Source organism: Bacillus pretiosus (assembly GCF_052947655.1).
In genome coordinates, this window is the sequence record NZ_CM129593.1 from 4,170,352 (window position 1) to 4,192,374 (window position 22,023).

The 22,023-nt window shown below is 36.9% G+C and carries 22 protein-coding genes; all 22 read right to left on the reverse strand.

The window, feature by feature from the left end; translation table 11 throughout:
* Positions 1 to 11 precede the first annotated feature (11 nt).
* The 22 genes from era to gpr all read right to left on the reverse strand — a co-directional run bounded on the left by era (position 12) and on the right by gpr (position 21,853).
* Positions 12 to 917, reverse strand: coding sequence for a GTPase Era (gene era / locus ACU8YW_RS21470; protein ID WP_001080239.1), 906 nt, complete (start codon positions 915 to 917; stop codon positions 12 to 14).
* Positions 910 to 1,308 carry a cytidine deaminase gene (locus tag ACU8YW_RS21475; RefSeq protein WP_001086294.1) on the reverse strand — a complete coding sequence of 133 codons (399 nt, stop codon included), beginning with the start codon at positions 1,306 to 1,308 and terminating at the stop codon, positions 910 to 912. The genes era and ACU8YW_RS21475 overlap by 8 nt, the downstream gene beginning before the upstream one ends.
* 99 nt (positions 1,309 to 1,407) lie before the next feature.
* The gene (locus ACU8YW_RS21480; RefSeq protein WP_000715485.1) at positions 1,408 to 1,761 is read right to left on the reverse strand and encodes a diacylglycerol kinase family protein; all 354 of its coding nucleotides are present in this window, start codon (positions 1,759 to 1,761) and stop codon (positions 1,408 to 1,410) included.
* On the reverse strand, positions 1,758 to 2,228 hold the full coding sequence (ybeY, locus tag ACU8YW_RS21485; RefSeq protein ID WP_088064428.1) for an rRNA maturation RNase YbeY: 471 nt from the start codon (positions 2,226 to 2,228) through the stop codon (positions 1,758 to 1,760). Before ybeY ends, ACU8YW_RS21480 begins: the two co-directional genes overlap by 4 nt.
* Positions 2,225 to 4,369, reverse strand: coding sequence for an HD family phosphohydrolase (locus tag ACU8YW_RS21490; protein WP_048541521.1), 2,145 nt, complete (start codon positions 4,367 to 4,369; stop codon positions 2,225 to 2,227). Before ACU8YW_RS21490 ends, ybeY begins: the two co-directional genes overlap by 4 nt.
* A gap of 193 nt (positions 4,370 to 4,562) precedes the next feature.
* On the reverse strand, positions 4,563 to 5,522 hold the full coding sequence (locus ACU8YW_RS21495; RefSeq protein WP_000840500.1) for a PhoH family protein: 960 nt from the start codon (positions 5,520 to 5,522) through the stop codon (positions 4,563 to 4,565).
* 3 nt (positions 5,523 to 5,525) lie between these two features.
* A complete protein-coding gene (yqfD, locus tag ACU8YW_RS21500) occupies positions 5,526 to 6,725 on the reverse strand; it encodes a sporulation protein YqfD (protein ID WP_000792473.1) in 1,200 nt (399 codons plus the stop codon).
* 178 nt (positions 6,726 to 6,903) lie between these two features.
* On the reverse strand, positions 6,904 to 7,197 hold the full coding sequence (yqfC, locus tag ACU8YW_RS21505; protein WP_000732264.1) for a sporulation protein YqfC: 294 nt from the start codon (positions 7,195 to 7,197) through the stop codon (positions 6,904 to 6,906).
* A gap of 108 nt (positions 7,198 to 7,305) precedes the next feature.
* Positions 7,306 to 7,749, reverse strand: coding sequence for a GatB/YqeY domain-containing protein (locus tag ACU8YW_RS21510; protein ID WP_000054579.1), 444 nt, complete (start codon positions 7,747 to 7,749; stop codon positions 7,306 to 7,308).
* A 15-nt stretch (positions 7,750 to 7,764) separates the two neighbouring features.
* The gene (gene rpsU, locus ACU8YW_RS21515; RefSeq protein ID WP_000048061.1) at positions 7,765 to 7,938 is read right to left on the reverse strand and encodes a 30S ribosomal protein S21; all 174 of its coding nucleotides are present in this window, start codon (positions 7,936 to 7,938) and stop codon (positions 7,765 to 7,767) included.
* A gap of 466 nt (positions 7,939 to 8,404) precedes the next feature.
* Positions 8,405 to 9,757: a tRNA (N(6)-L-threonylcarbamoyladenosine(37)-C(2))-methylthiotransferase MtaB gene (mtaB, locus tag ACU8YW_RS21520; protein ID WP_000108688.1), complete on the reverse strand. Its 1,353-nt coding sequence runs from the start codon at positions 9,755 to 9,757 to the stop codon at positions 8,405 to 8,407.
* A 6-nt stretch (positions 9,758 to 9,763) separates the two neighbouring features.
* Entirely contained in the window at positions 9,764 to 10,513 is a 750-nt protein-coding gene (locus tag ACU8YW_RS21525) for a 16S rRNA (uracil(1498)-N(3))-methyltransferase (RefSeq protein WP_064474770.1), read from the reverse strand.
* A 145-nt stretch (positions 10,514 to 10,658) separates the two neighbouring features.
* A complete protein-coding gene (gene prmA, locus ACU8YW_RS21530; protein ID WP_000872122.1) occupies positions 10,659 to 11,597 on the reverse strand; it encodes a 50S ribosomal protein L11 methyltransferase in 939 nt (312 codons plus the stop codon).
* A 28-nt stretch (positions 11,598 to 11,625) separates the two neighbouring features.
* Positions 11,626 to 12,741 (reverse strand): molecular chaperone DnaJ, encoded by a 1,116-nt coding sequence (gene dnaJ / locus ACU8YW_RS21535; RefSeq protein ID WP_088064429.1) that lies wholly within the window; start codon positions 12,739 to 12,741, stop codon positions 11,626 to 11,628.
* Between the two features lie 193 nt (positions 12,742 to 12,934).
* Positions 12,935 to 14,770, reverse strand: coding sequence for a chaperone protein DnaK (gene dnaK, locus ACU8YW_RS21540; protein WP_000034697.1), 1,836 nt, complete (start codon positions 14,768 to 14,770; stop codon positions 12,935 to 12,937).
* A 26-nt stretch (positions 14,771 to 14,796) separates the two neighbouring features.
* Positions 14,797 to 15,363, reverse strand: a complete 567-nt coding sequence (grpE, locus tag ACU8YW_RS21545) for a nucleotide exchange factor GrpE (protein WP_000392716.1) — start codon at positions 15,361 to 15,363, stop codon at positions 14,797 to 14,799.
* A 114-nt stretch (positions 15,364 to 15,477) separates the two neighbouring features.
* Entirely contained in the window at positions 15,478 to 16,494 is a 1,017-nt protein-coding gene (gene hrcA / locus ACU8YW_RS21550; RefSeq protein ID WP_000954947.1) for a heat-inducible transcriptional repressor HrcA, read from the reverse strand.
* Positions 16,495 to 16,627: 133 nt separating this feature from the next.
* On the reverse strand, positions 16,628 to 17,767 hold the full coding sequence (hemW, locus tag ACU8YW_RS21555; RefSeq protein ID WP_000249446.1) for a radical SAM family heme chaperone HemW: 1,140 nt from the start codon (positions 17,765 to 17,767) through the stop codon (positions 16,628 to 16,630).
* Positions 17,768 to 17,818: 51 nt separating this feature from the next.
* Complete coding sequence (locus ACU8YW_RS21560; RefSeq protein ID WP_001293536.1) at positions 17,819 to 18,193, reverse strand: winged helix-turn-helix transcriptional regulator; 375 nt, start codon at positions 18,191 to 18,193, stop codon at positions 17,819 to 17,821.
* Positions 18,194 to 18,353: 160 nt separating this feature from the next.
* Entirely contained in the window at positions 18,354 to 20,177 is a 1,824-nt protein-coding gene (lepA, locus tag ACU8YW_RS21565; RefSeq protein ID WP_001030960.1) for an elongation factor 4, read from the reverse strand.
* A 210-nt stretch (positions 20,178 to 20,387) separates the two neighbouring features.
* On the reverse strand, positions 20,388 to 20,753 hold the full coding sequence (locus ACU8YW_RS21570) for a YqxA family protein (RefSeq protein WP_002107663.1): 366 nt from the start codon (positions 20,751 to 20,753) through the stop codon (positions 20,388 to 20,390).
* On the reverse strand, positions 20,750 to 21,853 hold the full coding sequence (gpr, locus tag ACU8YW_RS21575; protein WP_000662625.1) for a GPR endopeptidase: 1,104 nt from the start codon (positions 21,851 to 21,853) through the stop codon (positions 20,750 to 20,752). Before gpr ends, ACU8YW_RS21570 begins: the two co-directional genes overlap by 4 nt.
* Between the last annotated feature and the right edge of the window lie 170 nt (positions 21,854 to 22,023).

Genomic DNA, 22,023 nt, shown 5'->3' on the forward strand with positions numbered 1-22,023 from the left:
TTTACTCTATTTTAGTACTCGTCTTCGCGGAAACCAAGGTCACGAAGCTGAGACATTTTATTACGCCAATCTTTTTGCACTTTTACCCATACTTCTAAAAATACTTTAGAACCAAGTAATGCTTCAATGTCAAAACGAGCTCGCTTACCGACTTCTTTTAACATCTTTCCTTGCTTACCTATAATAATTCCTTTTTGTGATGCACGTTCAACAACAATCGTTGCGTTTATATAAACCGCTCCGCCCTCACGTTTTTGAATTGCATCAATAACAACCGCTACAGAGTGCGGCACTTCTTCACGTGTTAAATGTAATACTTTTTCACGAATAAGCTCTGAAATAATAAATCGCTCTGGATGATCCGTTACTTGATTATCTGGATAGTATTGCGGTCCTTCTGGTAAATACTTTTTAATTGTTCCAATTAAAGCATCCACATTATTGCCGTCTAATGCAGAAATTGGTACAATCTCTGCAAACTCATATAGTTTACGGTATTGATCAATTAACTCTAATAATTGCTCTGGATGAAGTTGGTCAATTTTATTAATTACTAAAAATACTGGTTGTTTCGTTTCTTTTAATTTCTCAATAATGAATTCCTCACCGCGACCAAATCCTTCAACTGCATTGACCATAAACAGAACAATATCAACTTCTTTTAATGTCGTTTGAGCCATCTTCACCATGAAGTCGCCTAATTTATGTTTAGGTTTATGTATTCCTGGTGTATCAATAAAAATTACTTGTGAATCATTTTCTGTATATACGCCTTGAATTTTATTACGAGTTGTTTGTGGCTTATCACTCATAATGGCAATTTTCTGGCCGATAATACGATTTAAAAATGTAGATTTCCCAACATTCGGTCTGCCAATAATAGAGACAAAACCTGATTTATAACCTTTTCTATTCATGTAAATCCTCCGCTAAAAATGCTCCTGGTAACAATTCTCCGACTGTCGTCTCTTGAACGTCACCATGTAAATTTGATAGGTATACTTTCGTATCCTGTTTACATAATTCTACCATAACTTGTCGACATGCTCCACAAGGAGGTACTGGACGCTTTGTATCCGCCACAATCGCGATAGCTACAAACTCTTTATCTCCTTCAGAAACCGCCTTAAATAAAGCTGTTCTTTCTGCACAGTTACATAAGCCATATGATGCATTCTCAACATTACATCCACGATATACTTTTCCATCCTGTGTTAATAATGCTGCACCTACTTGAAATTTAGAATATGGTACGTACGCTTGTTTACGCGCTTCGATTGCTTCTTGAATTAATTGTTTACTATTCATATTCCCGCATCCTTCCTGTCCACAGCTGTGAATAGATACACTCTCTCATTAAAGGCCTTTACGGCACTTTCAAAGCTTCATAAAAGCTTTGGAATGCAACTATACCACATACGGCAAAAAGATAATAGCACCAATTATAACGGCTATTATCGCAAACAATAAAACCGATCCGGCTGCGACATCCTTTGCAATTTTCGCAAACGGATGTATATCGGTAGTCGCTAAATCTACTGTTTTTTCCACAGCCGTATTTACCATCTCTAAACTCATTACAATTCCTATTACAATAAGTAATACCATCCACTCTACTTTCGTAATATGGAAATAAAAGCCGCAGCATATAACAATAACTGCGGCTACATAATGAATTTTCATATTGCGTTCATGACGAAGACAAAAGAATATACCTGCTATAGCATATCCAAAACTATTTATAAGTTTTCCTTTTTTCATCGACCTAATCCAAATGCCTCTAAAATTTCTTTTTGTCTTCCAAACATTTCTTTTTCATCCTCTTCTGTCATGTGGTCATAACCAAGTAAATGTAAAAAGCCATGTAACGCTAAAAAGCCAAGTTCACGATCAAAAGAATGTCCATACTCTTCAGCTTGTTCTCTCGCTCTCGGAATAGAAATAATAAGGTCACCTAACATACGAGGCATCTCTGCACCTACAATTTCCATTTCTCCTTCTCCCATTTCTTCCATAGCAAAGGAAATGACATCAGTAGGCTGATCCTTATCTCGGTAATCACGATTAATCTCGCGAATGCGTTCGTTATCTACAAATGTCACTGATAACTCCGCACCATCCTCTATTTTTTCCATTTGAGCTGCTTTTTCTAATATCTCACGAATTAAATTCACATATTCTTCTTTCACTTCTTCTGTTTCATCAATGAAATCAATTAATAAACTCATTCTTTCTCCTTCTCTTCCGGTGGTTCCGGATATGTAATACGCGAATGGAAAATACCATTTAACGTTTCACATAACGTTTTTCCAACGATTTGTAGTTCCTTAAACGTCAAATCACATTCACTAAATTGCCCATCTTGCAGGCGATCTTTAATAATACTTTGTACTAAATTATTAATTTGATCTGGCGTTGGGTGATTCATAGAACGTACTGCCGCCTCAACACTATCAGCAATACCAACAATTGCCGACTCTTTAGAAGTTGCTTTTGATCCTGGATAGCGAAACATCTCTTCTGTATATTTTTCTTTATCTTCTTTAATCGCCTTATAATAAAAATATTTAAGTAATGTTGTACCATGGTGTTGTCCAGCAATATCGATAATTTCTTGCGGAATATGGTATTCTTCGAGCATTCTGACTCCATCTGTTACATGAGCAATGATAATATCTTTACTCGTCACAGGATCTAATTTATCATGTGGATTTTCAATTCCCATCTGGTTTTCAATAAAGAATTGCGGTTGTACTGTTTTTCCTACATCATGATAATACGCCCCTACACGTGCTAATACACCATTTGCTCCAACCGCTTCACACGCTGCCTCAGAAAGATTCGCTACCATTACACTGTGGTGATACGTTCCTGGCGCTTCTAACAAAATTCTACGTAAAAGCGGATGATTCGGACTTGATAGTTCCATAAGCTTCATGCTTGATACAATTCCAAGTCCACTCTCTAAATATGGTAATATCCCCATAGCCAAAACGGATGAGATAATTCCTGAAACGGAAGCCATCAATAATTGCGTTCCAATTTCAAGAGGTGAAAAATTCCCATTACGTAATAATAATAACGCCGCTAAGACGACCACATTTAAGATAGAAACGAGTATACCAGCTTGCAAAATCATCGTACGACGATTTTTTTCTCTTAAGAAAATGCTTACTGATAATGAACTTAACAACACATAAATACCTACACTATAATTCAGTGTACTTGTTACCCCTTCATTAAACATAATACTTCCGCACACAGAAAAAATCATACTTGTTAAAAATACAAATCGGTCGCCAATCATTAGTTTTACAAGTATTGTTCCCATCGCAACCGGGACAACATACGCAATTCCTGCATATTCAAGCTTTTGAAACAAACTAATCGTTTTCATTAAAACAATCGTGATAGATAAAATTGTAATATACGCTAAAATATACGGTCTATCTTCTCTTTTACGCTGTAAAAATACTTCAAACTGCTTATGCATAAAGTACAGTAACACACCAATGAGCACTGCTAATCCAACATAAGGCTGAAAACTATTACCTTTCTCTAATAAACCGACTAATTTCAACTGATTATACATATCACTTGAAATTGTTTCACCTTCTCTAACAATAACTTGTCCTTGAAGAATATAAACAGGTGGAATTAAATCTTCTTCCGCTTTCTTCTTCTCTTTCGTTACAGCCGGATCATAAAAATAATTTGCTGTAATCGCATATGATCCTAGCGCGTTCACAGCTTCCTTCAATCCACTATTCACATTGAGGCTTTTCATTTCATTAACAAATCGCTCTTTTGCTGCTATTTCTTCGGACATTTTAATATTTCCACCCATAATAACACTAATAGACGTTAGAGCCGCGTTCTTTGCTAATTCTAATTGATCCGGTTCTGCATTAATAAAATATAATAAATTCTCATCAGATAATTCCTTTGTTAAATTAGATGGCAACTTCTTCTTCAATTTTTCTAATTTATTTGCATCGGTCATCTTTTTTTGCTCTTCAGGTCCAGCAGCTTTCATCTCTTGAATTGCTTCATTTACCTTAGCAAAAACATCATTTACAATATCTACTCTATTTTGTTTATATTCACTTCTATATGTATATTGATCTCCAACTTTTTGAGCGGCCTCTTGTTTTTTTCTGTCCGTTATAACCTTATCTTCAATTTTAATAGGAGAATGAATTGTTTTTTTTGCAATAGAATACATATCAACATCTAATTGCTCTGGTTTTACATTATTCATAAGTGCAAAAAACAGCACTGCTCCTAATAAAACGTAAGAAATCCAACTTAGTTTTTTCGAATGTTGTAAATTACGAAACCACTTAGAAATTTCTTCAGATCTTAACATGATTTCAATACCTTCTCCTCTCCAGAAATAAAGTGAAACTATTTATAGCTTTCATTTCTTCTAGCCAACAATACTTTTAAGTAACATTTTGATACACCAGCACCTATAGTTTATTTCTCTTATCTTTTATGATAGTAAAAAATATGCCGTTCGCCAACCTTAATACAAAAAGAAATGATCCTGACAAATAGGATCATTCCATTTTATCATATGCCTCAATAATACGTTGCACCAGCGGATGCCTCACAACGTCCGTTTGTTCTAATGTAATGAATGAAAGACCTGATACACCAGATAAAATGTTAGAAGCTAGCGAAAGCCCTGATTTTACCCCTTTTGGTAAGTCTACTTGTGAAGGGTCCCCCGTAATAACCATTTTAGAACTAAAACCTAATCTAGTTAAAAACATTTTTATTTGTGCACCCGTTGTATTTTGCGCTTCATCTAAAATAACAAATGAATCATCGAGCGTACGCCCTCTCATATAAGCAAGAGGTGCAATTTCAATTACCCCTCGCTCCATCATACGTTGCGTATATTCTTGTCCAAGAATATCGTGCAAAGCATCATACAATGGACGTAAATACGGATCTACCTTCTCTTTCAAATCTCCTGGTAAAAAACCTAAACTTTCTCCAGCTTCTACAGCCGGTCTCGTTAAAATAATTTTCTTTACATACCCTTGCTTTAAAGCTCTCACAGCCATTACTACAGCTAAGTATGTTTTCCCAGTCCCAGCAGGTCCCATTCCAAATACAATATCATTCTTCTTCATTGCATGAATATATCTTCTTTGCCCCATTGTTTTTACACGAATGGATTTACCTTTTGCCGTTTTAAAGATTTCTTCTTCATATAACTCTTCAAATTGAGCAATTTTCCCTTGTTGTGCGAGCTGAATTGCATACGCAACATCTCTTTCAGTAATTGATATACCTTTTCGAATAACAACAAGTAATTGCTGTAAGATTTTTTCTACGAGTGTCACAGTTTCAACTGCTCCAGATGCATGAACAGTTTCACCTCTAGTTACAATCGATACATTCAATTCCCGTTCAATTACTTTCAAATGAGCATCATTGACTCCAAAAAGAGCGATTGCTTCGTTAGCATTTTCCAATTGTTGGTTCATTTCTACTAATTGTTCTGCCATTACTCAGTCTCCTTGAATATCGGATTCGGATATTGGTTGTGGCTCTGCAATATTTTCGATCACAGTATAATGCAATGTGACTTTTAGTTGATCCGCCTCAACCTCTTTACTCAAAATCTTATCACTTACAATCATAGCATGTTCATCCAATTTTTTCTTTAGTTCTTTTTCAGCCATCTCTTTCGCTACTTTCATTGCCTGTTTTTCTGTATATTCCCGATTCGCTTCTTCCTCTTCTCGTACAATATCTTTTTCATACGCGATCGGCAGTGTAAAACCAAATAGTTTCACATCGTGTTTTACACTTTCAGTACGAGAGCGTTTATACTTATCATGTTGAAATCCCCATATTTTTATTTTCGCACTCCCAAATGTAAGGTAATGCTCATTATACGCATTGCCAGTATATACTTGAAATTGCGTCTTTAGTGGTACACTCACCTCAGATGTGTACCACGTTTCTCCATATACAATACCTTTCGCCGAAACAATCGTCGGACTCTCCTCATTACCGTATATCCCTGATACGAGAAGCTGTCCTTTTTCGACATGGTCATTTTTCAAGACAACTGGTTTTCCTACTTCAACAAATGTTTTTGTCACAATCGCTTCTTTTTTTGCAACTAAATTTTGCGGTCTTTGTTCCTTTTCTTTTTTCGGCTCGTTTTTTTCAACAATTTTAAAATGGTACGTCGTTCCTCTTATTTCTAATCCCGCCCAAGTAATCGCATTAATATTGTCTGTCAAATGACGTTGTACATCTTCTACATTAGGCATTTGGAATTGTAATTTTCCTTTTTTAATACCCATTTTGTCCAATTCTTTCATCAATATATATTCTGTTTCAGGTTTCGCTCCTGTAATTTCAATTTTCCAAACCATATTGGATAATGCAATCATGCCAAAAAAGAAAATTAAAAAACCAATTAAGAATCCACTATTTTTAATTAAACGCTTATTCAAAAAAGGAAAACCGTAACGCCCAATAAAATATAATTTACATTCATTTTTTCTATAAATTGGTTTTATTTTCTTCACATCTCGTAATAACATACAAAAAACTAACGTTTCATCAGCAATTTTCTTAACATCCCAAACTAATAATTTTCTACGTACACATTCGTTAACGAACCGTTCTGCACCTCTACCTTCAATTCGTACTTTTACATATCCAAGCCACTTTATAAACCATTTATTTTTCATCTACTATCTCCACTACCTTTCCAAAAGTATACACACTACTTTTTTCACTTTAATTAGCAAAATAGCTCGTACGAAAATGAAATAAAGAGTTCTACCACCCATAAATAGCGAGATAAACTGAATAGTAAGGTCGAATCACGAAAATAACGAAGAAAAACTTCACATATGGAAGTTTCCCTCACTCCTCTTTTTTTTCGTTTTCTAAAAATGTCACTTGCTCAATTATTCCTTCAAGCAAAAGTTCTTCTGGAAGGATTGTTTTAATAATAAAGGATTGCCCTTTAATTAATAATTGACCGTGCTTTAATAACAATCTTACTTCTTTATCTGAAAACACTAATAAACCCCGATGATTTTCTATATAGATATGCACTTGCCCAACAAGCGTGATCCGAGGTAGATCCATTAGCACATCCACTGGCAGGTCTATTTGCTTTGTTAACCAATTCTTCATTTGTTCTAATTTTTTCATCTCAAAAGACCCCCTCTCATCCCATATGTATGAAAAAAGAGCTTGTAATATCACGTCCAAACTGAAAAAAAGCATAAAAAAACGTCTCATACGAAATGAGACGTTTTTTTATGCTAATAGCTGGATAACCAACTTATTCACAAGTGATCCGTCTGTTTTACCTTTTACTTTCGGCATAACAGCAGTCATCACCTTACCCATATCTGCTTTAGAAGTTGCACCAACTTCAGAAATAACTTGCTTAATTACATTCGCTAGTTCTTCTTCTGTTAATTGCTCCGGCAAATATGCGCTTAAAATCTGAATTTCACTTTGCAGTTTATTAACAAGGTCTTCACGACCAGCTTTTTTAAATTCAAGGAGGGAGTCCTTATACTGTTTTACTTCACGAGCTAAAACTGTTAATTCCTCTTCTTCAGTAAGAGTATGTTGCAGTTTAATACCTTCATTTTGTAAAGCAGCCTTAACCATACGAATAACGGTTAATTTTTCTTTTTGTTTATTCTTCATCGCTTGTTTCATATCATCGTTTAAACGACCGAGAAGACTCATCACTTACACCCTCTCTTAGAATTTACGCTTTCTTGCCGCTTCAGATTTCTTCTTACGTTTTACACTTGGTTTTTCATAAAACTCGCGCTTTCTTGCTTCAGCAAGTGTACCAGTTTTAGAAACCGATCTTTTAAAACGGCGAAGTGCATCCTCCAAAGACTCGTTTTTACGAACGACTGTTTTTGACATTCTCTTTCCCTCCCTCCGAAACATCACACTTACATACTAATTTCAGCATGCAAAAAGAAACCCTTCTTCAGCATGTCTTTTACGATTATAATACATTTTATCACTTCAGGTCAACTATTTGGCAGAATAAAAGAAGAATAGATGCCCTTTCCTGTTCAAAAGCTACGTAGATAGCTATTATCCATTTCCCCTGAAGACAACTATATTTTTATCATTACATCTTTTTTAATGCAGGAATGTACGAAACAACTACTCATTCGACGTACCTGCCTTTTTCAGTACTTAACTTCTCCACGAAAAAAAGAAAGCATGCAAATCGTTTCCGTTTGCATGCTTTTTTTATTCCGCTATTTGCCGGGCAGTAAGCCCCCCCACCTCAAAATTCAGCACAAGCAAAGAACTTAGGTAGGAATCCGGCTGATAATTAGTGGGGAGGAACAAAAACCCCACTGATTAAAGTTTCATTTTATGCGCTTGCTGATTCCTTTTTTACATCATCTTCAAGAACACGAACAAATTGCGCTTCGTTATATGGATAACCAGCTTTCGTAATTTTCACTTTCACTAGCTTACCAATTAACTCTTCTGATCCTTCAAATACAATTTTTAAGTAGTTATCCGTATAGCCTACATATAACCCTTTACGGTCGCCCTCTTTAAATTGCTCTTCCGGAATGATCTCAAGCACTTCCCCTTCAAACTGTGACGCATACTCTTTCGCTAATTGGTTAGATAATTCAATTAAACGATGAACACGATCATTCTTCACATCTTCAGGAACTTGATCTTCCATACGCGCTGCAGGTGTTCCTGTACGCTTTGAGTAAGGGAATACGTGTAACTCAGAGAAGCGATTCTCTTTAATGAAATTGTATGTTTCCATGAATTCTTCTTCTGTTTCACCTGGGAAACCAACGATTACATCCGATGTAATCGCAAGGCCTGGTAACGCTTCTTTCAATCGATCTAAACGCTCTTGGAAAAATTCCATCGTATACTTACGACGCATACGCTTTAATACAGTATTAGATCCAGATTGCAATGGAATGTGCAAGTGGCGTACAACTACTTCAGACTTATCTAACACTTCAATTACTTCATCTGAAATCTGACTCGCTTCAATAGAAGAAATACGAAGACGTTTTAATCCGCCTACTTCCGCTTCCATATCACGAAGTAATCCAGCTAAGTTATAATCTTTAATATCTTCACCGTACCCACCTGTATGAATACCTGTTAATACGATTTCTTTATAACCTGCATCTACTAATTGCTGCGCTTGTTTAATAACTTCTTTTCCATCACGAGAACGCATTAAACCACGTGCCCAAGGAATAATACAGAATGTACAGAAATTATTACAACCTTCTTGTATTTTTAAAGATGCACGTGTACGATCCGTGAAATAAGGTACATCCAGTTCTTCGTATACACGTGTTTTCATAATGTTGCGGACCGCATTAATTGGTTGACGCTCTTTGCGGAATTCTTCAATGTATCCTAACATCTTTTCACGATCCTGTGTACCAACTACAATATCTACACCTGGAATCGCCATAATTTCCGCTGGAGATGTTTGTGCATAACATCCCGTTACACAAATAACCGCATCCGGATTTTGACGAACAGCACGTCTAATAACTTGACGGCTTTTCTTATCCCCCGTATTCGTTACTGTACACGTATTAATAACATATACATCAGCTTTCTTTTCATATTCAGTTCTTTCATATCCACCTTGTTTAAACAATTGCCAAATGGCCTCTGTTTCATAGTGGTTTACTTTACAACCTAACGTATGGAACGCAACAGTTGACATTGATCATCACCCCATCAATTCAAAATGATACGAAGCAGCACTTAACGCATATAACGGCGCCGTTTCTGTTCTTAAAATTCTTGGTCCTAAACTACATGGTACAAATTTATGTTCACGAAGCGTAGTAATCTCTTCCTCCGCTAAACCACCTTCTGGTCCAAATACAATCAATAGTTTTTGGCCTGGTTTCATCGTCGTTAAAGCTTTAGCAAAATTGGATTTCTCACCTTGTTTTGCTTCCTCTTCGTACGCAACAAGACATACATCATACTCATTGCTCATTGAAAGCAATTGCTTAAATGATGCCGGAGCATGCACTTCTGGAATTTCGCTTCTATGCGATTGTTCCGCAGCTTCTTTCACAATTTTTCTTAAACGCTCAACTTTTTTATCAGCTTTTTTCGCATCCCATTTTACAATAGAGCGAGATGCTTGAAATGGTAAAAATGCGGCCGCCCCAAGCTCAGTTCCTTTTTGGAAAATTAACTCTAGCTTGTCTCCTTTTGGCAGTCCACTTGCAATCGTCACGAAAACAGGAAGTTCACTTGACGCCTCTACCCATTCTACAATAGCCGTATTAATAAATTCACTGGTAATTTCATCAATTGAACATACTGCTGTTTTTCCGTTTACACAGCAATAAATGTGATCACCAGCTGACATACGCATCACTCTTGCGATATGATGTACGTCATCACCTACAATGCGAATACTTGTCTCATTTACATATTTCTCTTCTACAAAATAACGTTGCATATAATCACCTTAGTAGAGTTTCGTTCCTTTCGTAAGTCAACACTTACGAAAAGAACGAAACGTTATCATTTTTTCATATAACAAACGGCAAGTCCCTCACCTTATAGTGAGAGACTCCCCTTTTCATTATAAACTAAAATCTATATTACGCATTTCGTGCAATAATTGCTACCCAATCTTCCATTCGTAATACTTCTTCAATTGTAAATCCAGCTTTTTCTAGCGCTTCAGAAATTATCTTTTCCTTCGCTGCAATAATGCCCGATGTAATAAATAATCCGCCCGACTTCACAACTCTTGCTGCATCCTCAGGGAATAAAAGAATAATTTCTGCTAATAAGTTAGCTACGATTAGATCAACAGGACCTTCAATACCTTCTAAAAGACTATTTTGCCCAACAGACACGATATCATCTGTTTTATTTAAACGTACATTCATTTCTGCACTTTCCACTGCAACCGGATCTAAATCATACGCTTGAACAGAAGACGCACCTAATTTTGCCGCTGCAATACTAAGTACACCAGAACCTGTTCCTACATCAATGACAGTATCACCTGGCTGAACTGTTTTTTCTAAAGCACGAATACACATCGTTGTTGTCGGATGAGTTCCTGTCCCAAACGCCATACCTGGATCTAATTCAATAATTTTTTCTTCCGGAGAAGCTGGTGTATATTCTTCCCACGTCGGCACAATTGTGAATGTATCAGAAATTTGTACTGGATGGTAATATTTTTTCCAAGCAGTAGCCCAATCTTCTTCATTGACTTCGTTAACGGTAATATTTCCAGTACCAATTTCGATGTCGTAAGATGGAAGCATATCAATAGATGATTTTACACCCGCAATCGTTTCCTGTAAAGAATCCGTTTGTGGGAAATATGCTTTTATTAATACACCTTCCGCCGGATATTCATCTGGGTTCAATGCATAAATTTCACCATATTGTTGCTCGCGCTCTTTCGTCAACTCCGCTGGATCCTCAATCGCAACTCCACTAGCACCAGCTTCATGTAAAATATGAGAGACAGCTTCTACTGCTTCTTCTGTTGTATGAATACTAACTTCTGACCATTTCACAATTTACCAACTCCATTTTTTATTTCCATTATTCCCCTTTGAAAGCACGTTTAAGCTTTCCAAATAAACTATCATCCTGCTCTTCTTGTCCCGCAAATTCACGTAATAACTCTTTTTGATGTGAAGTTAATTTCGTCGGTACAACAACACGAACGACTACATATTGATCTCCTTGACCGTATCCACGTACGTTCGGAGCACCTTTTCCTTTTAAGCGGAATTCTGTTCCGGTTTGTGTTCCTGCTGGAATTTTTAGCTTCACTTTCCCATGAACAGTAGGAACTTCCACTTCAGCACCAAGTGCCATTTGCGCAAATGTTAATGGCATTTCACAAATAATGTGATCTCCTTCACGCTCAAAGAATTCATGATTTCTCACATGAACAACAACATATAAATCTCCTGCCGGTCCGCCATTTACGCCCGCTTCACCTTTTCCAGATACACGAATTTGTTGACCATTATCAATACCTGCTGGAATTTTAACATTGATTTTTTTACGTTTACGTACTTTACCAGAACCGTGACACGTCGTACATTTTTCTTTAATCATTTGACCAGTTCCTGAACAATGACCACAAGCTTGACGGTTTACGATACGACCAAATGGTGTATTTTGTTCTACACTTACTTGCCCTGATCCTGAACAATGTTTACATGTTTCTTTTGAAGTTCCTGGTTTCGCTCCGCTACCTTTACAAGTATCACATGGATCTTCTACTGGAATCTCAACATTTAATTCTTTACCAAAAATAGCTTCCTCAAACTCTAAAGTAACTTGATATTGTAAGTCAGCACCTTGACGCGGAGCATTTGGATCACGACGTCTACCGCCACCGCCGCCAAAGAACGAACTAAAGATATCTTCGAAACCGAAGCCACCGCCGAAGTCTCCTCCGCCGCCAAAGCCACCGAAACCTTGATTTGCACCAGCATGACCAAATTGATCATATTGCGCGCGCTTTTGATCGTCGCTTAATACTTCGTATGCTTCTTGTACTTCTTTAAACTTTTCAATTGCATTTTCTTCTTTACTTACGTCTGGATGGTATTTTTTAGCCAAACGACGATACGCTTTTTTTATTTCATCTTTTGAAGCACCCTGGCTAAGTCCAAGGATCTCATAATAGTCTCGTTTACTCATAAATTTACAACCCCCGAATCTTTCACATAAACGTAATTTTAACACCGAAAGAAAGTGCTTTGCAACAAAGTTTCCTCACTTACAGTATGCAAAGTAAAAAACTTAAGAACCTCACACTTTTCTTTTCATTCGTGAAAAAAGCCAAAGTCAAGGCACGCTTGACTTTGACTTTTTGTCATCTTACTTATTTATATTACTTATCTTCTTTTACTTCTTCGAACTCAGCGTCTACTACATTGTCTTTCTTCGCGCCAGCATCTTGTGCTCCTTGTGCACCTTCTGCTTGCCCTGCAGCTGCTTGAGCTTGCTCGTATAATTTAACAGTTAATTGTTGTACGATTTCTTGTAAAGCGTCTTTTTTCGCACGGATTTCCTCAAGCTCGTTCTTCTCGATCGCAGCTTGTAATGCTTCTTTCGCTTCTGTTGCTTTTGCAACTTCAGCCGCATCCACTTTACCTTCTAAATCTTTTACAACTTTATCCGTTTGGAATACAAGTTGGTCAGCTTCGTTACGAAGTTCAACTTCTTCCTTACGTTTTTGGTCAGCGTCAGCATTTGCTTCCGCTTCTTGTACCATACGATCTACTTCTTCATCAGAAAGACCTGAAGAAGATTGGATTGTAATAGTTTGCTCTTTGCTTGTTCCTAAGTCTTTTGCACGTACGTTAACGATACCGTTCGCATCAATATCGAATGTTACTTCGATTTGTGGAATACCACGTGGTGCTGGTGGAAGGTCTGTTAATTGGAAACGACCTAATGTTTTGTTGTCAGCTGACATTGGACGCTCACCTTGTAATACGTGAATGTCTACTGCCGGTTGGTTATCAGCAGCTGTTGAGAATACTTGTGACTTACTTGTTGGAATTGTAGTGTTACGCTCGATTAATTTCGTGAACACACCACCCATAGTTTCAATACCTAAAGAAAGTGGAGTTACGTCTAATAATAGTACGCCTTCTACATCACCAGTAAGTACGCCACCTTGAACTGCAGCACCTAATGCTACAACTTCATCAGGGTTTACACCTTTATATGGTTCTTTACCAGTTTCACGTTTAATAGCTTCTTGTACAGCTGGGATACGAGTAGATCCACCAACAAGGATAACTTTATCTAATTCGCTTGGAGCAAAACCAGCGTCTTTTAATGCACGACGAGTTGGCTCTAACGTTCTTTCAACAAGACCTGCTGAAATCTCTTCGAATTTCGCTCTTGTTAACGTTAATTCTAAGTGTAATGGACCAGCAGCTCCAGCACTAATGAATGGTAATGAAATTTGTGTTTGTGTTACGCCAGAAAGATCTTTTTTCGCTTTTTCAGCTGCATCTTTCAAACGTTGAAGTGCCATTTTATCTTGGCTTAAATCAATGTTATTTTCTTTTTTGAACTCAGCTACTAAGTGGTCAATAATAACTTGGTCAAAGTCATCTCCACCAAGACGGTTGTCACCAGCAGTTGAAATAACTTCGAATGTTCCATCTGCTAACTCAAGGATAGATACGTCAAATGTACCGCCACCTAAGTCATATACTAAGATTTTTTGCTCTTCATCTTGTTTTTCTAAACCGTAAGCAAGCGCTGCTGCTGTTGGTTCGTTAATGATACGCTCAACTTCTAAACCAGCGATACGACCAGCATCTTTTGTTGCTTGACGTTCTGCATCGTTGAAGTATGCAGGTACTGTAATAACAGCTTTCGTTACTGTTTCACCTAAGTATGCTTCAGCAGAAGCTTTTAAGTTTTGTAAAATGATTGCAGAAATTTCTTGAGGTGTATAATCTTTACCTTCAACTTCTACTTTGTAGTCTGTACCCATATGACGTTTAACAGACATGATTGTATTTGGGTTTGTAATTGCTTGACGCTTTGCAACTTCCCCAACTTGACGCTCTTCATTTTTGAAAGCTACAACAGAAGGTGTTGTACGGTTTCCTTCTGGATTTGGGATAACCTTTGGTTCTCCACCTTCCATAACAGCTACACAAGAGTTTGTTGTACCTAAGTCAATACCGATAATTTTACTCATGGCGAATCCTCCTACTTTTATGTAAATTATTGATTTACTTTTACCATTGATGGGCGAATCACACGGTCTTTTAGTTTATAACCTTTTTGGAATTCTTCAACTACCGCGTTTGATTCAAATTCACTATCTTCCACTTGCATAATAGCTTGGTGTTCATTAGGATCAAACTGTTTACCAACAGCTTCAATCGCTTCAACGCCTTCTTTAGTCAACGCTTCTAGCAATTGACGATGCACCATTTCCATACCTTGTAACAAGGATTTCGTTTGCTCATCAGTTGCTTCCACTTGCATCGCTCTTTCAAAATTATCAAGAGCTGGCAAAATATCTGAAACTAGACTTTGTGCTCTATATTTTTCAGCAGCCTGTTTATCCATTTGGACACGACGCTTATAATTTTCAAAATCAGCTTGTAGACGTAATGTGCGACCTTCCGTTTCCGTTAGCTTCGCTTGTAACTCATCTACTTTTTCTTGTAAAAGAGCAGCCTCACTTTTTTCTTCTACAGTTTTTTCACTGTTTTCTGTCGTGACAGCTTCTTCAACTTGCGCTTCTTTTACTTCTTCTACCACTTGTTCGTTACGCTCTTCCACAATATTCACCTCCTTAAAAGGTATTAGGTATTATGCTGAACACAATTCCTTAAGCATTATATATTACACACAGCAATGAAAATTTCATTACTTGAGCGAATGTATTACTCTCATTTACTTTTTAAGTCCATCAGTAAATTGTCTCGTAAATAACTGTAACAAACTAATTACCCGAGAGTATTGCATTCTTGTCGGACCTAAAATAGCAATTGTTCCAAGCTGTTCTTCTCCAATCGAATATGTTGCAGAAATTAAACTGCAATCTTCCATGGCCGTCGCAGAGTTTTCCCTACCAATGTTCACTTGAATACCTACTTGTTTATGACGCAAAATGTCATAAAACTCGGCTTCATTATCAATCATCGTCAGCAAGGATCTTACTTTGTGAATGTCATGGAACTCTGGTTGCGAAAGCATATTTGCTTTGCCTCCAAAGTATATCTTTTCCGATAAAGGAACTTGAAATGTACCATCTAACATTTTTATTGCACTATCGTAATTATGAACATATCCACGTAAAACTGTAACAATCTCTTTAAAGATTTTGTTATGCAGTTCTGCCATTGGTACACCCGACAGCTTTTCATTTAAAATATTAACCATTTTTTCTAAATCTGATAAATCAACAGATTCCGGAACGGTAATCGTTTTACTTTGTACATGCCCTGTATCAGTTACAATAATAGCGACTGCAGTTTGACGATCAAGCGGTACAATTTGTACGTTTTTAAGTTTATTTGTGCTTAACTTCGGTCCAAGAACAATGGCCGTATAATTCGTAAGCTCTGATAAAATTTGAGCAGATTGCTGTGCAATCTTTTCCGCTTCAAAAATTCTTTCAGCAAATAAATCTTTAATTTGTACAATTTCATCGTTCGGTAAGTTTTGCGGCGCTAAAAGATGGTCTACATAAAAACGATATCCTTTTTCAGAAGGAACACGTCCTGAAGAACTATGCGTTTTCTCAATAAATCCTAGTTCCTCTAAATCAGCCATTTCATTTCGAATAGTAGCTGAACTAAACGTAATTTCATCTTTCTTAGCCAACGTCCTCGACCCAACAGGTTGCGCTGATCCAATAAAGTCATCAATAATTGTTTGTAAAATTAAGAGCTGACGTTCCGTAAGCATCTCATCATCACCTCTGTTAGCACTCTTTGTCTTCGAGTGCTAAATCTATTAATAACTTACCAAAATTGACATTCAATTGTCAACGGAAACGTCACGAAATAATGAAACTTTTTCACGTTTATGGAACATTTAATTAGTCAATCAAAAATGATTGGAATACTTCATTCCCTAATAATTTTCCCTTTCGCGTTAAACGAACATATCCATCTTTCTCTTCAAGCAAGCCTTGTTCTTGATTTTTTTGCAACTGCTTCGCGAAAACTTGATTCATCTCCATATTAAATTTCTTTTGAAACAATATTTTAGATACACCTTGTGTTTTTCGAAGTCCTAAGAACAACTCTTCTTCCATTCTTTCTTTCTCCGTCACCGCGTGAACATCTAAATACGGAAATCCAGTTTCATCGATTTTATTGAAATATTGCTTGAGCGGCCCTACATTTTGGATACGTTCTCCATTTACATAACTATGCGCTCCAGCTCCAAATCCATAATACTCCTCATTATTCCAGTATGTGAGATTGTGTCTACTTTCATTATCACCTTTTGAGAAATTGCTAATTTCATACTGGCTATAGCCGTGTTTCTCCATTTCATCCATTACCATTTCATACATTTTTGCTTCATGATCTTCACCTGGAAGTCTTAATTTCCCTTTATTCATTAAGTTATAAAACACAGTTTTCGGTTCCACAATTAATGAATATGCTGAGAAATGTTGTACACCAAGCGTAAAAGCAATGTCTAATGTTTCTTTTACATCTTCTATCGTCTGCCCTGGCAGAGCATAAATAATATCTACATTTATATTTTTAAAGCCCACTTCCTGCGCTTCTCTAATTGCTACAAATGCATCTTCCCTCGTATGCTTACGCCCAATTTTCTCAAGCAACTCATCCCGAAATGTTTGCACACCAAAACTAATTCGGTTCACTCCACCTTCTAGCAATACATTTAACTTCTCTTTTGGTAAATCACCTGGATTCGCTTCAAATGTTAATTCACAATTTGGAGCAAACGGACGTAAGCGACGGTTTATAATATCTAGTAACTTTTTTGTCTGTTCCATATTTAACGCTGTCGGAGTTCCTCCACCAACAAAAATCGTTTTCATACTATCAAACGGTACTTTTTGAACTGTATTTATTATTTCTTTCTCTAAATACTCTAAATATTGATCGACTGGTTGGCGTTCAATAAACACTTTATTAAAATCACAATAGTGACAAATATGCTGACAAAATGGAATATGAATATATGCAGCTTGAACCAAATATAACTCCTACCTTTCTAAAAAGAAAACCTCCGCACTCCGGAGGAATCTTCACTTCTCTAACGTATTACGAATTTGTTCCATTCGCATTTTTCCCCAATCATACATCATTTCAACGATCGGTAAAAGCGACATGCCTAATTCCGTCATATAATACTCTACTCGCGGAGGAATTTCTGGGTATACTGTTCGGTCAACAATCCCATCTTCCATTAACTCTTTTAATTGGTTCGACAAAACTTTATGAGAAATGCTTGGGAATAATCGTTGTAATTCACTAAAACGATGAGGTCCTTCCACACCAAGATGCCACAGTATCACAACTTTCCACTTCCCGCTAATAATAGAAAGCGTCAATTCCTTTTCACAATTAAAATTGCCATTTTGTATTTTTTCGTGAATATCTTTTCGAATATTTTCGGACATTAATAGTCTCCTAACTCTATATCAATCATTCATAAATATAGCCACCTCACTATTGTAAATGAGAGAAGCTACGTTGTCTAAAAAGTAATTATACATAAAAAAGAAGCCGTATAAACGACTTCTTTTTTTATCTCAATCCGCATGAAATAACAATCAATTATTAGTTGTCATCCATTTTCAGTACAGCCATGAATGCTTCTTGCGGTACTTCTACAGAACCAACAGACTTCATACGTTTTTTACCTTCTTTTTGCTTATCAAGAAGTTTACGCTTACGAGAAATGTCACCACCGTAACATTTCGCAAGTACGTTTTTACGCATCGCCTTAATTGTAGAACGTGCTACAACCTTGTTTCCGATAGTCGCCTGAATTGGTACTTCGAACTGTTGTCTTGGAATTAATTCTTTTAATTTCTCTACGATTACTTTACCACGATCATACGCTGAATCACGGTGTACGATAAATGATAGAGCATCGACTTGTTCGTTATTTAAAAGAATATCCATTTTCACAAGTTTCGATGGTTTGTAGCCAATTAACTCGTAGTCAAACGATGCATATCCTTTCGTATTTGATTTCAACTGATCGAAGAAGTCATATACGATTTCTGATAACGGGATTTCGTATGTTAGTGTAACACGTGTTTCATCTAAATATTGCATATCAATAAACGTTCCACGTTTCCCTTGGCAAATTTCCATTACAGCTCCAACATAGTCATTCGGAACCATAATTGAAGCCTTCACAAACGGCTCTTCTACACGATCAATAGACTGTGGATCTGGCATATTAGATGGATTATCAACAATAACATCTTCACCGTTCGTTAAATAAACTTTATAAATAACGCTTGGTGCTGTTGTAATTAAATCGATTTTAAATTCACGTTCAATACGTTCTTGAATGATTTCCATGTGAAGAAGTCCTAAGAAACCACAACGGAAACCAAATCCTAGCGCTTGAGATGTTTCTGGTTCAAACTCAAGAGCAGAATCGTTTAACTCTAATTTTTCTAACGCATCACGTAAGTCGTTGTAACGTGCAGAATCGATTGGATATAAACCACAGAATACCATTGGGTTTAATTTACGATAACCTGCTAACGCCTCTGCAGCCGGACGTTTTGCATGTGTGATTGTATCACCTACGCGTGTATCACCTACGTTTTTAATAGATGCTGCTAAGAAACCTACATCACCTACTGTTAACTCGTCACGTTGCGTTGTTTTCGGTGTAAACACACCTACTTCTGTTACTTCAAATTCTTTTCCAGTTGCCATCATACGTACTTTATCGCCAACTTTTACCGTTCCATTTACAACACGGATATATGCAATTACACCGCGGTACGGGTCATATAAAGAATCGAAAATCATACATTGTAAAGGCTCTTCTGAATCCCCTGTTGGAGCTGGTACCTTTTCAACGATTTGTTCTAAAATATCTTCAATACCAATACCAGCTTTCGCTGAAGCAAGTACAGCTTCCGATGCATCTAAACCAATTACATCTTCTACCTCTTGACGTACACGTTCTGGGTCCGCACTTGGTAAGTCGATCTTATTAATAACTGGTAATATTTCTAAATTATTATCAAGCGCTAAATATACGTTCGCTAATGTTTGCGCCTCAATCCCTTGTGCTGCATCCACAACAAGAATCGCACCTTCACAAGCCGCTAAACTACGAGATACTTCGTACGTAAAGTCGACGTGTCCTGGAGTATCGATTAAGTGAAGAATATACTCTTCACCGTCTTTCGCTTTATACGTTAGTTGTACTGCATTTAATTTAATTGTAATACCGCGCTCACGCTCTAAATCCATAGAGTCAAGCAATTGAGCTTTCATTTCACGTTGTGTTAACGCGTTTGTTTTCTCTAAAATACGGTCTGCTAACGTTGATTTTCCGTGGTCAATATGAGCAATGATAGAGAAATTACGGATTTTGGACTGTCTTTTTGCTCTTTCTTCTTTGTTCATCTATGTTCTCAACTCCTAATAGTCTCGCCAATATACACTAGCACTGATTATATCAATAGAGCAGCAAAGATTCAATGAAAACTCGTGCTGCTTACAATACAAATCATTCTATCTATATCTTATGCGAACAAACCATAAGAGACAAACTTTTTTCAAATTTAAAAACGGCTGTCGTACAAAATGGTAAGACAACCGTTCTTCCTGCTACCCTTAACTAAAAATCTCTCTCACTTTCCCAACAACTATATCCGTTCCAAACTTTGTTACTTCATAAGTAGCACTTGCTATTGCCATACCAATTCCTTCTACAACATTAAAGCTTTTTAAGCTTTCTAATTGTTTTTGTTTTTCAGCAACGGAAAACGAACTTCCCAAAATTTCTGATTCAGCACCCGCACCCTCTGTTCCTGTCATATGAGCGATTTGTTCATACGACATTTGCTGATAACCTTTCATACTTTTCAAACCATGATTAGCAAGTGCCACCCCTGCTATTATCATAAGTAAACATAAGGCCGCACTACATATACATAAAAGCGAAAAACGGCTTAAACGATTATCGTCTCTTCCCATCAATGTGTATATGCTCCTGTATTATCTTGGTCAATTTGATGATGCAAGGCTGCATTTAAACCACTCGCTATTACATTCGCCATATCCTCTATGAAAGCATCCACTTCTTTCGGAGTCACCATTAAATTATGACCAAGAGGAGATAACACTTCATAAATTAATTTTCTCTTCTCTTCATCTTCCAGTGTACCTACAGCACCTAAAAACATATTCCGACTCTTTTCATCCGGCATATCTTCTTCTGTTAATTTTTTCTTTTCTCCAAATGTAAAACCGGCTGGCAACAAAGAACGGGAAGGTTTGTTTCCTTCTTTCATCTCCCGTCCAAAATGTTTCAAAATAAAATCAATTGTATCGCTTGTAATCGAAACTGCATCAACCACAGTCGGAACACCAATCGCGATAACAGGAATACCCAATGTTTCTTTACTAAGTTCCTTACGCTTATTCCCAACACCCGATCCAGGATGAATTCCCGTATCAGAAATTTGTATCGTACTATTTACTCGTTCAATAGAGCGGGCAGCTAATGCATCAATTGCAATGACAAAGTCTGGCTTCGTCTTCTCAATGATTCCATAAATGACATCGCTCGTTTCGATTCCTGTAATTCCCATTACCCCCGGCCGAATTGCACTAACAGGCCTAAACCCTTCTTCTACACTTTCAGGCTGCAATTGAAACAAATGTCTCGTTACCAATACATTTTCTACAACGATTGGTCCAAGCGCATCTGGCGTTACATTCCAATTCCCAAGACCAACAATTAAACAACTCGCTTCTTTCGTAACGCCAACCTCTTCTAAGAAATAAGAAAATTCTTTTGCAAAAATGCGCTCTACTTTTTGTTGCAGTTCCGTATCTTGTTGACGTATGCCTTGTACTTCAAGCGTTAAATAACTCCCAGGTTTTTTACCCATCGATTCAGAGGCAATTTCATCAATCGTTACTTTTGTAATGGTAATACCTTCTTCTTCCCTCTCTTTGACAATAACTCCTTGTATCCCTTTTTGCTCTTCTTGACTCTCTTGCAGCATTTCATGTGCCTCTACAGCAAGGTCCGTTCTAACACTATATTTACTTAAATCTAATGGTTCTTTCATCGTATCTCCTCCGTAATTCATAGTAAATATCGTTAGATTTCCCAAAGTTATATAAGGTCATTCTTTCCTTTACGTGAAATTTCATTGATATACTATTGCAATTCTCTTCACCGTTTGATAGAATATCACTTGTTCTATGTTAAGAATCGAGTCATTCGATTGCACCAGGG

What these genes read in the sequence shown, in the direction of transcription:
- rpsU (WP_000048061.1), bottom strand. Translation starts at nt 7,938, where the DNA reads ATGTCAAAAACAGTCGTTCGTAAAAACGAGTCTTTGGAGGATGCACTT.
- yqfD (WP_000792473.1), bottom strand. Translation starts at nt 6,725, where the DNA reads ATGAAAAATAAATGGTTTATAAAGTGGCTTGGATATGTAAAAGTACGA.
- ACU8YW_RS21480 (WP_000715485.1), bottom strand. Translation starts at nt 1,761, where the DNA reads ATGAAAAAAGGAAAACTTATAAATAGTTTTGGATATGCTATAGCAGGT.
- ACU8YW_RS21510 (WP_000054579.1), bottom strand. Translation starts at nt 7,749, where the DNA reads ATGAGTCTTCTCGGTCGTTTAAACGATGATATGAAACAAGCGATGAAG.
- ACU8YW_RS21495 (WP_000840500.1), bottom strand. Translation starts at nt 5,522, where the DNA reads ATGGCAGAACAATTAGTAGAAATGAACCAACAATTGGAAAATGCTAAC.
- era (WP_001080239.1), bottom strand. Translation starts at nt 917, where the DNA reads ATGAATAGAAAAGGTTATAAATCAGGTTTTGTCTCTATTATTGGCAGA.
- yqfC (WP_000732264.1), bottom strand. Translation starts at nt 7,197, where the DNA reads ATGAAAAAATTAGAACAAATGAAGAATTGGTTAACAAAGCAAATAGAC.
- ACU8YW_RS21560 (WP_001293536.1), bottom strand. Translation starts at nt 18,193, where the DNA reads ATGTCCGAAAATATTCGAAAAGATATTCACGAAAAAATACAAAATGGC.
- ACU8YW_RS21525 (WP_064474770.1), bottom strand. Translation starts at nt 10,513, where the DNA reads ATGCAACGTTATTTTGTAGAAGAGAAATATGTAAATGAGACAAGTATT.
- dnaJ (WP_088064429.1), bottom strand. Translation starts at nt 12,741, where the DNA reads ATGAGTAAACGAGACTATTATGAGATCCTTGGACTTAGCCAGGGTGCT.
- lepA (WP_001030960.1), bottom strand. Translation starts at nt 20,177, where the DNA reads ATGAACAAAGAAGAAAGAGCAAAAAGACAGTCCAAAATCCGTAATTTC.
- dnaK (WP_000034697.1), bottom strand. Translation starts at nt 14,770, where the DNA reads ATGAGTAAAATTATCGGTATTGACTTAGGTACAACAAACTCTTGTGTA.
- ACU8YW_RS21475 (WP_001086294.1), bottom strand. Translation starts at nt 1,308, where the DNA reads ATGAATAGTAAACAATTAATTCAAGAAGCAATCGAAGCGCGTAAACAA.
- hrcA (WP_000954947.1), bottom strand. Translation starts at nt 16,494, where the DNA reads ATGCTTACGGAACGTCAGCTCTTAATTTTACAAACAATTATTGATGAC.
- ybeY (WP_088064428.1), bottom strand. Translation starts at nt 2,228, where the DNA reads ATGAGTTTATTAATTGATTTCATTGATGAAACAGAAGAAGTGAAAGAA.
- mtaB (WP_000108688.1), bottom strand. Translation starts at nt 9,757, where the DNA reads ATGTCAACTGTTGCGTTCCATACGTTAGGTTGTAAAGTAAACCACTAT.
- ACU8YW_RS21490 (WP_048541521.1), bottom strand. Translation starts at nt 4,369, where the DNA reads ATGTTAAGATCTGAAGAAATTTCTAAGTGGTTTCGTAATTTACAACAT.
- gpr (WP_000662625.1), bottom strand. Translation starts at nt 21,853, where the DNA reads ATGAAAGAACCATTAGATTTAAGTAAATATAGTGTTAGAACGGACCTT.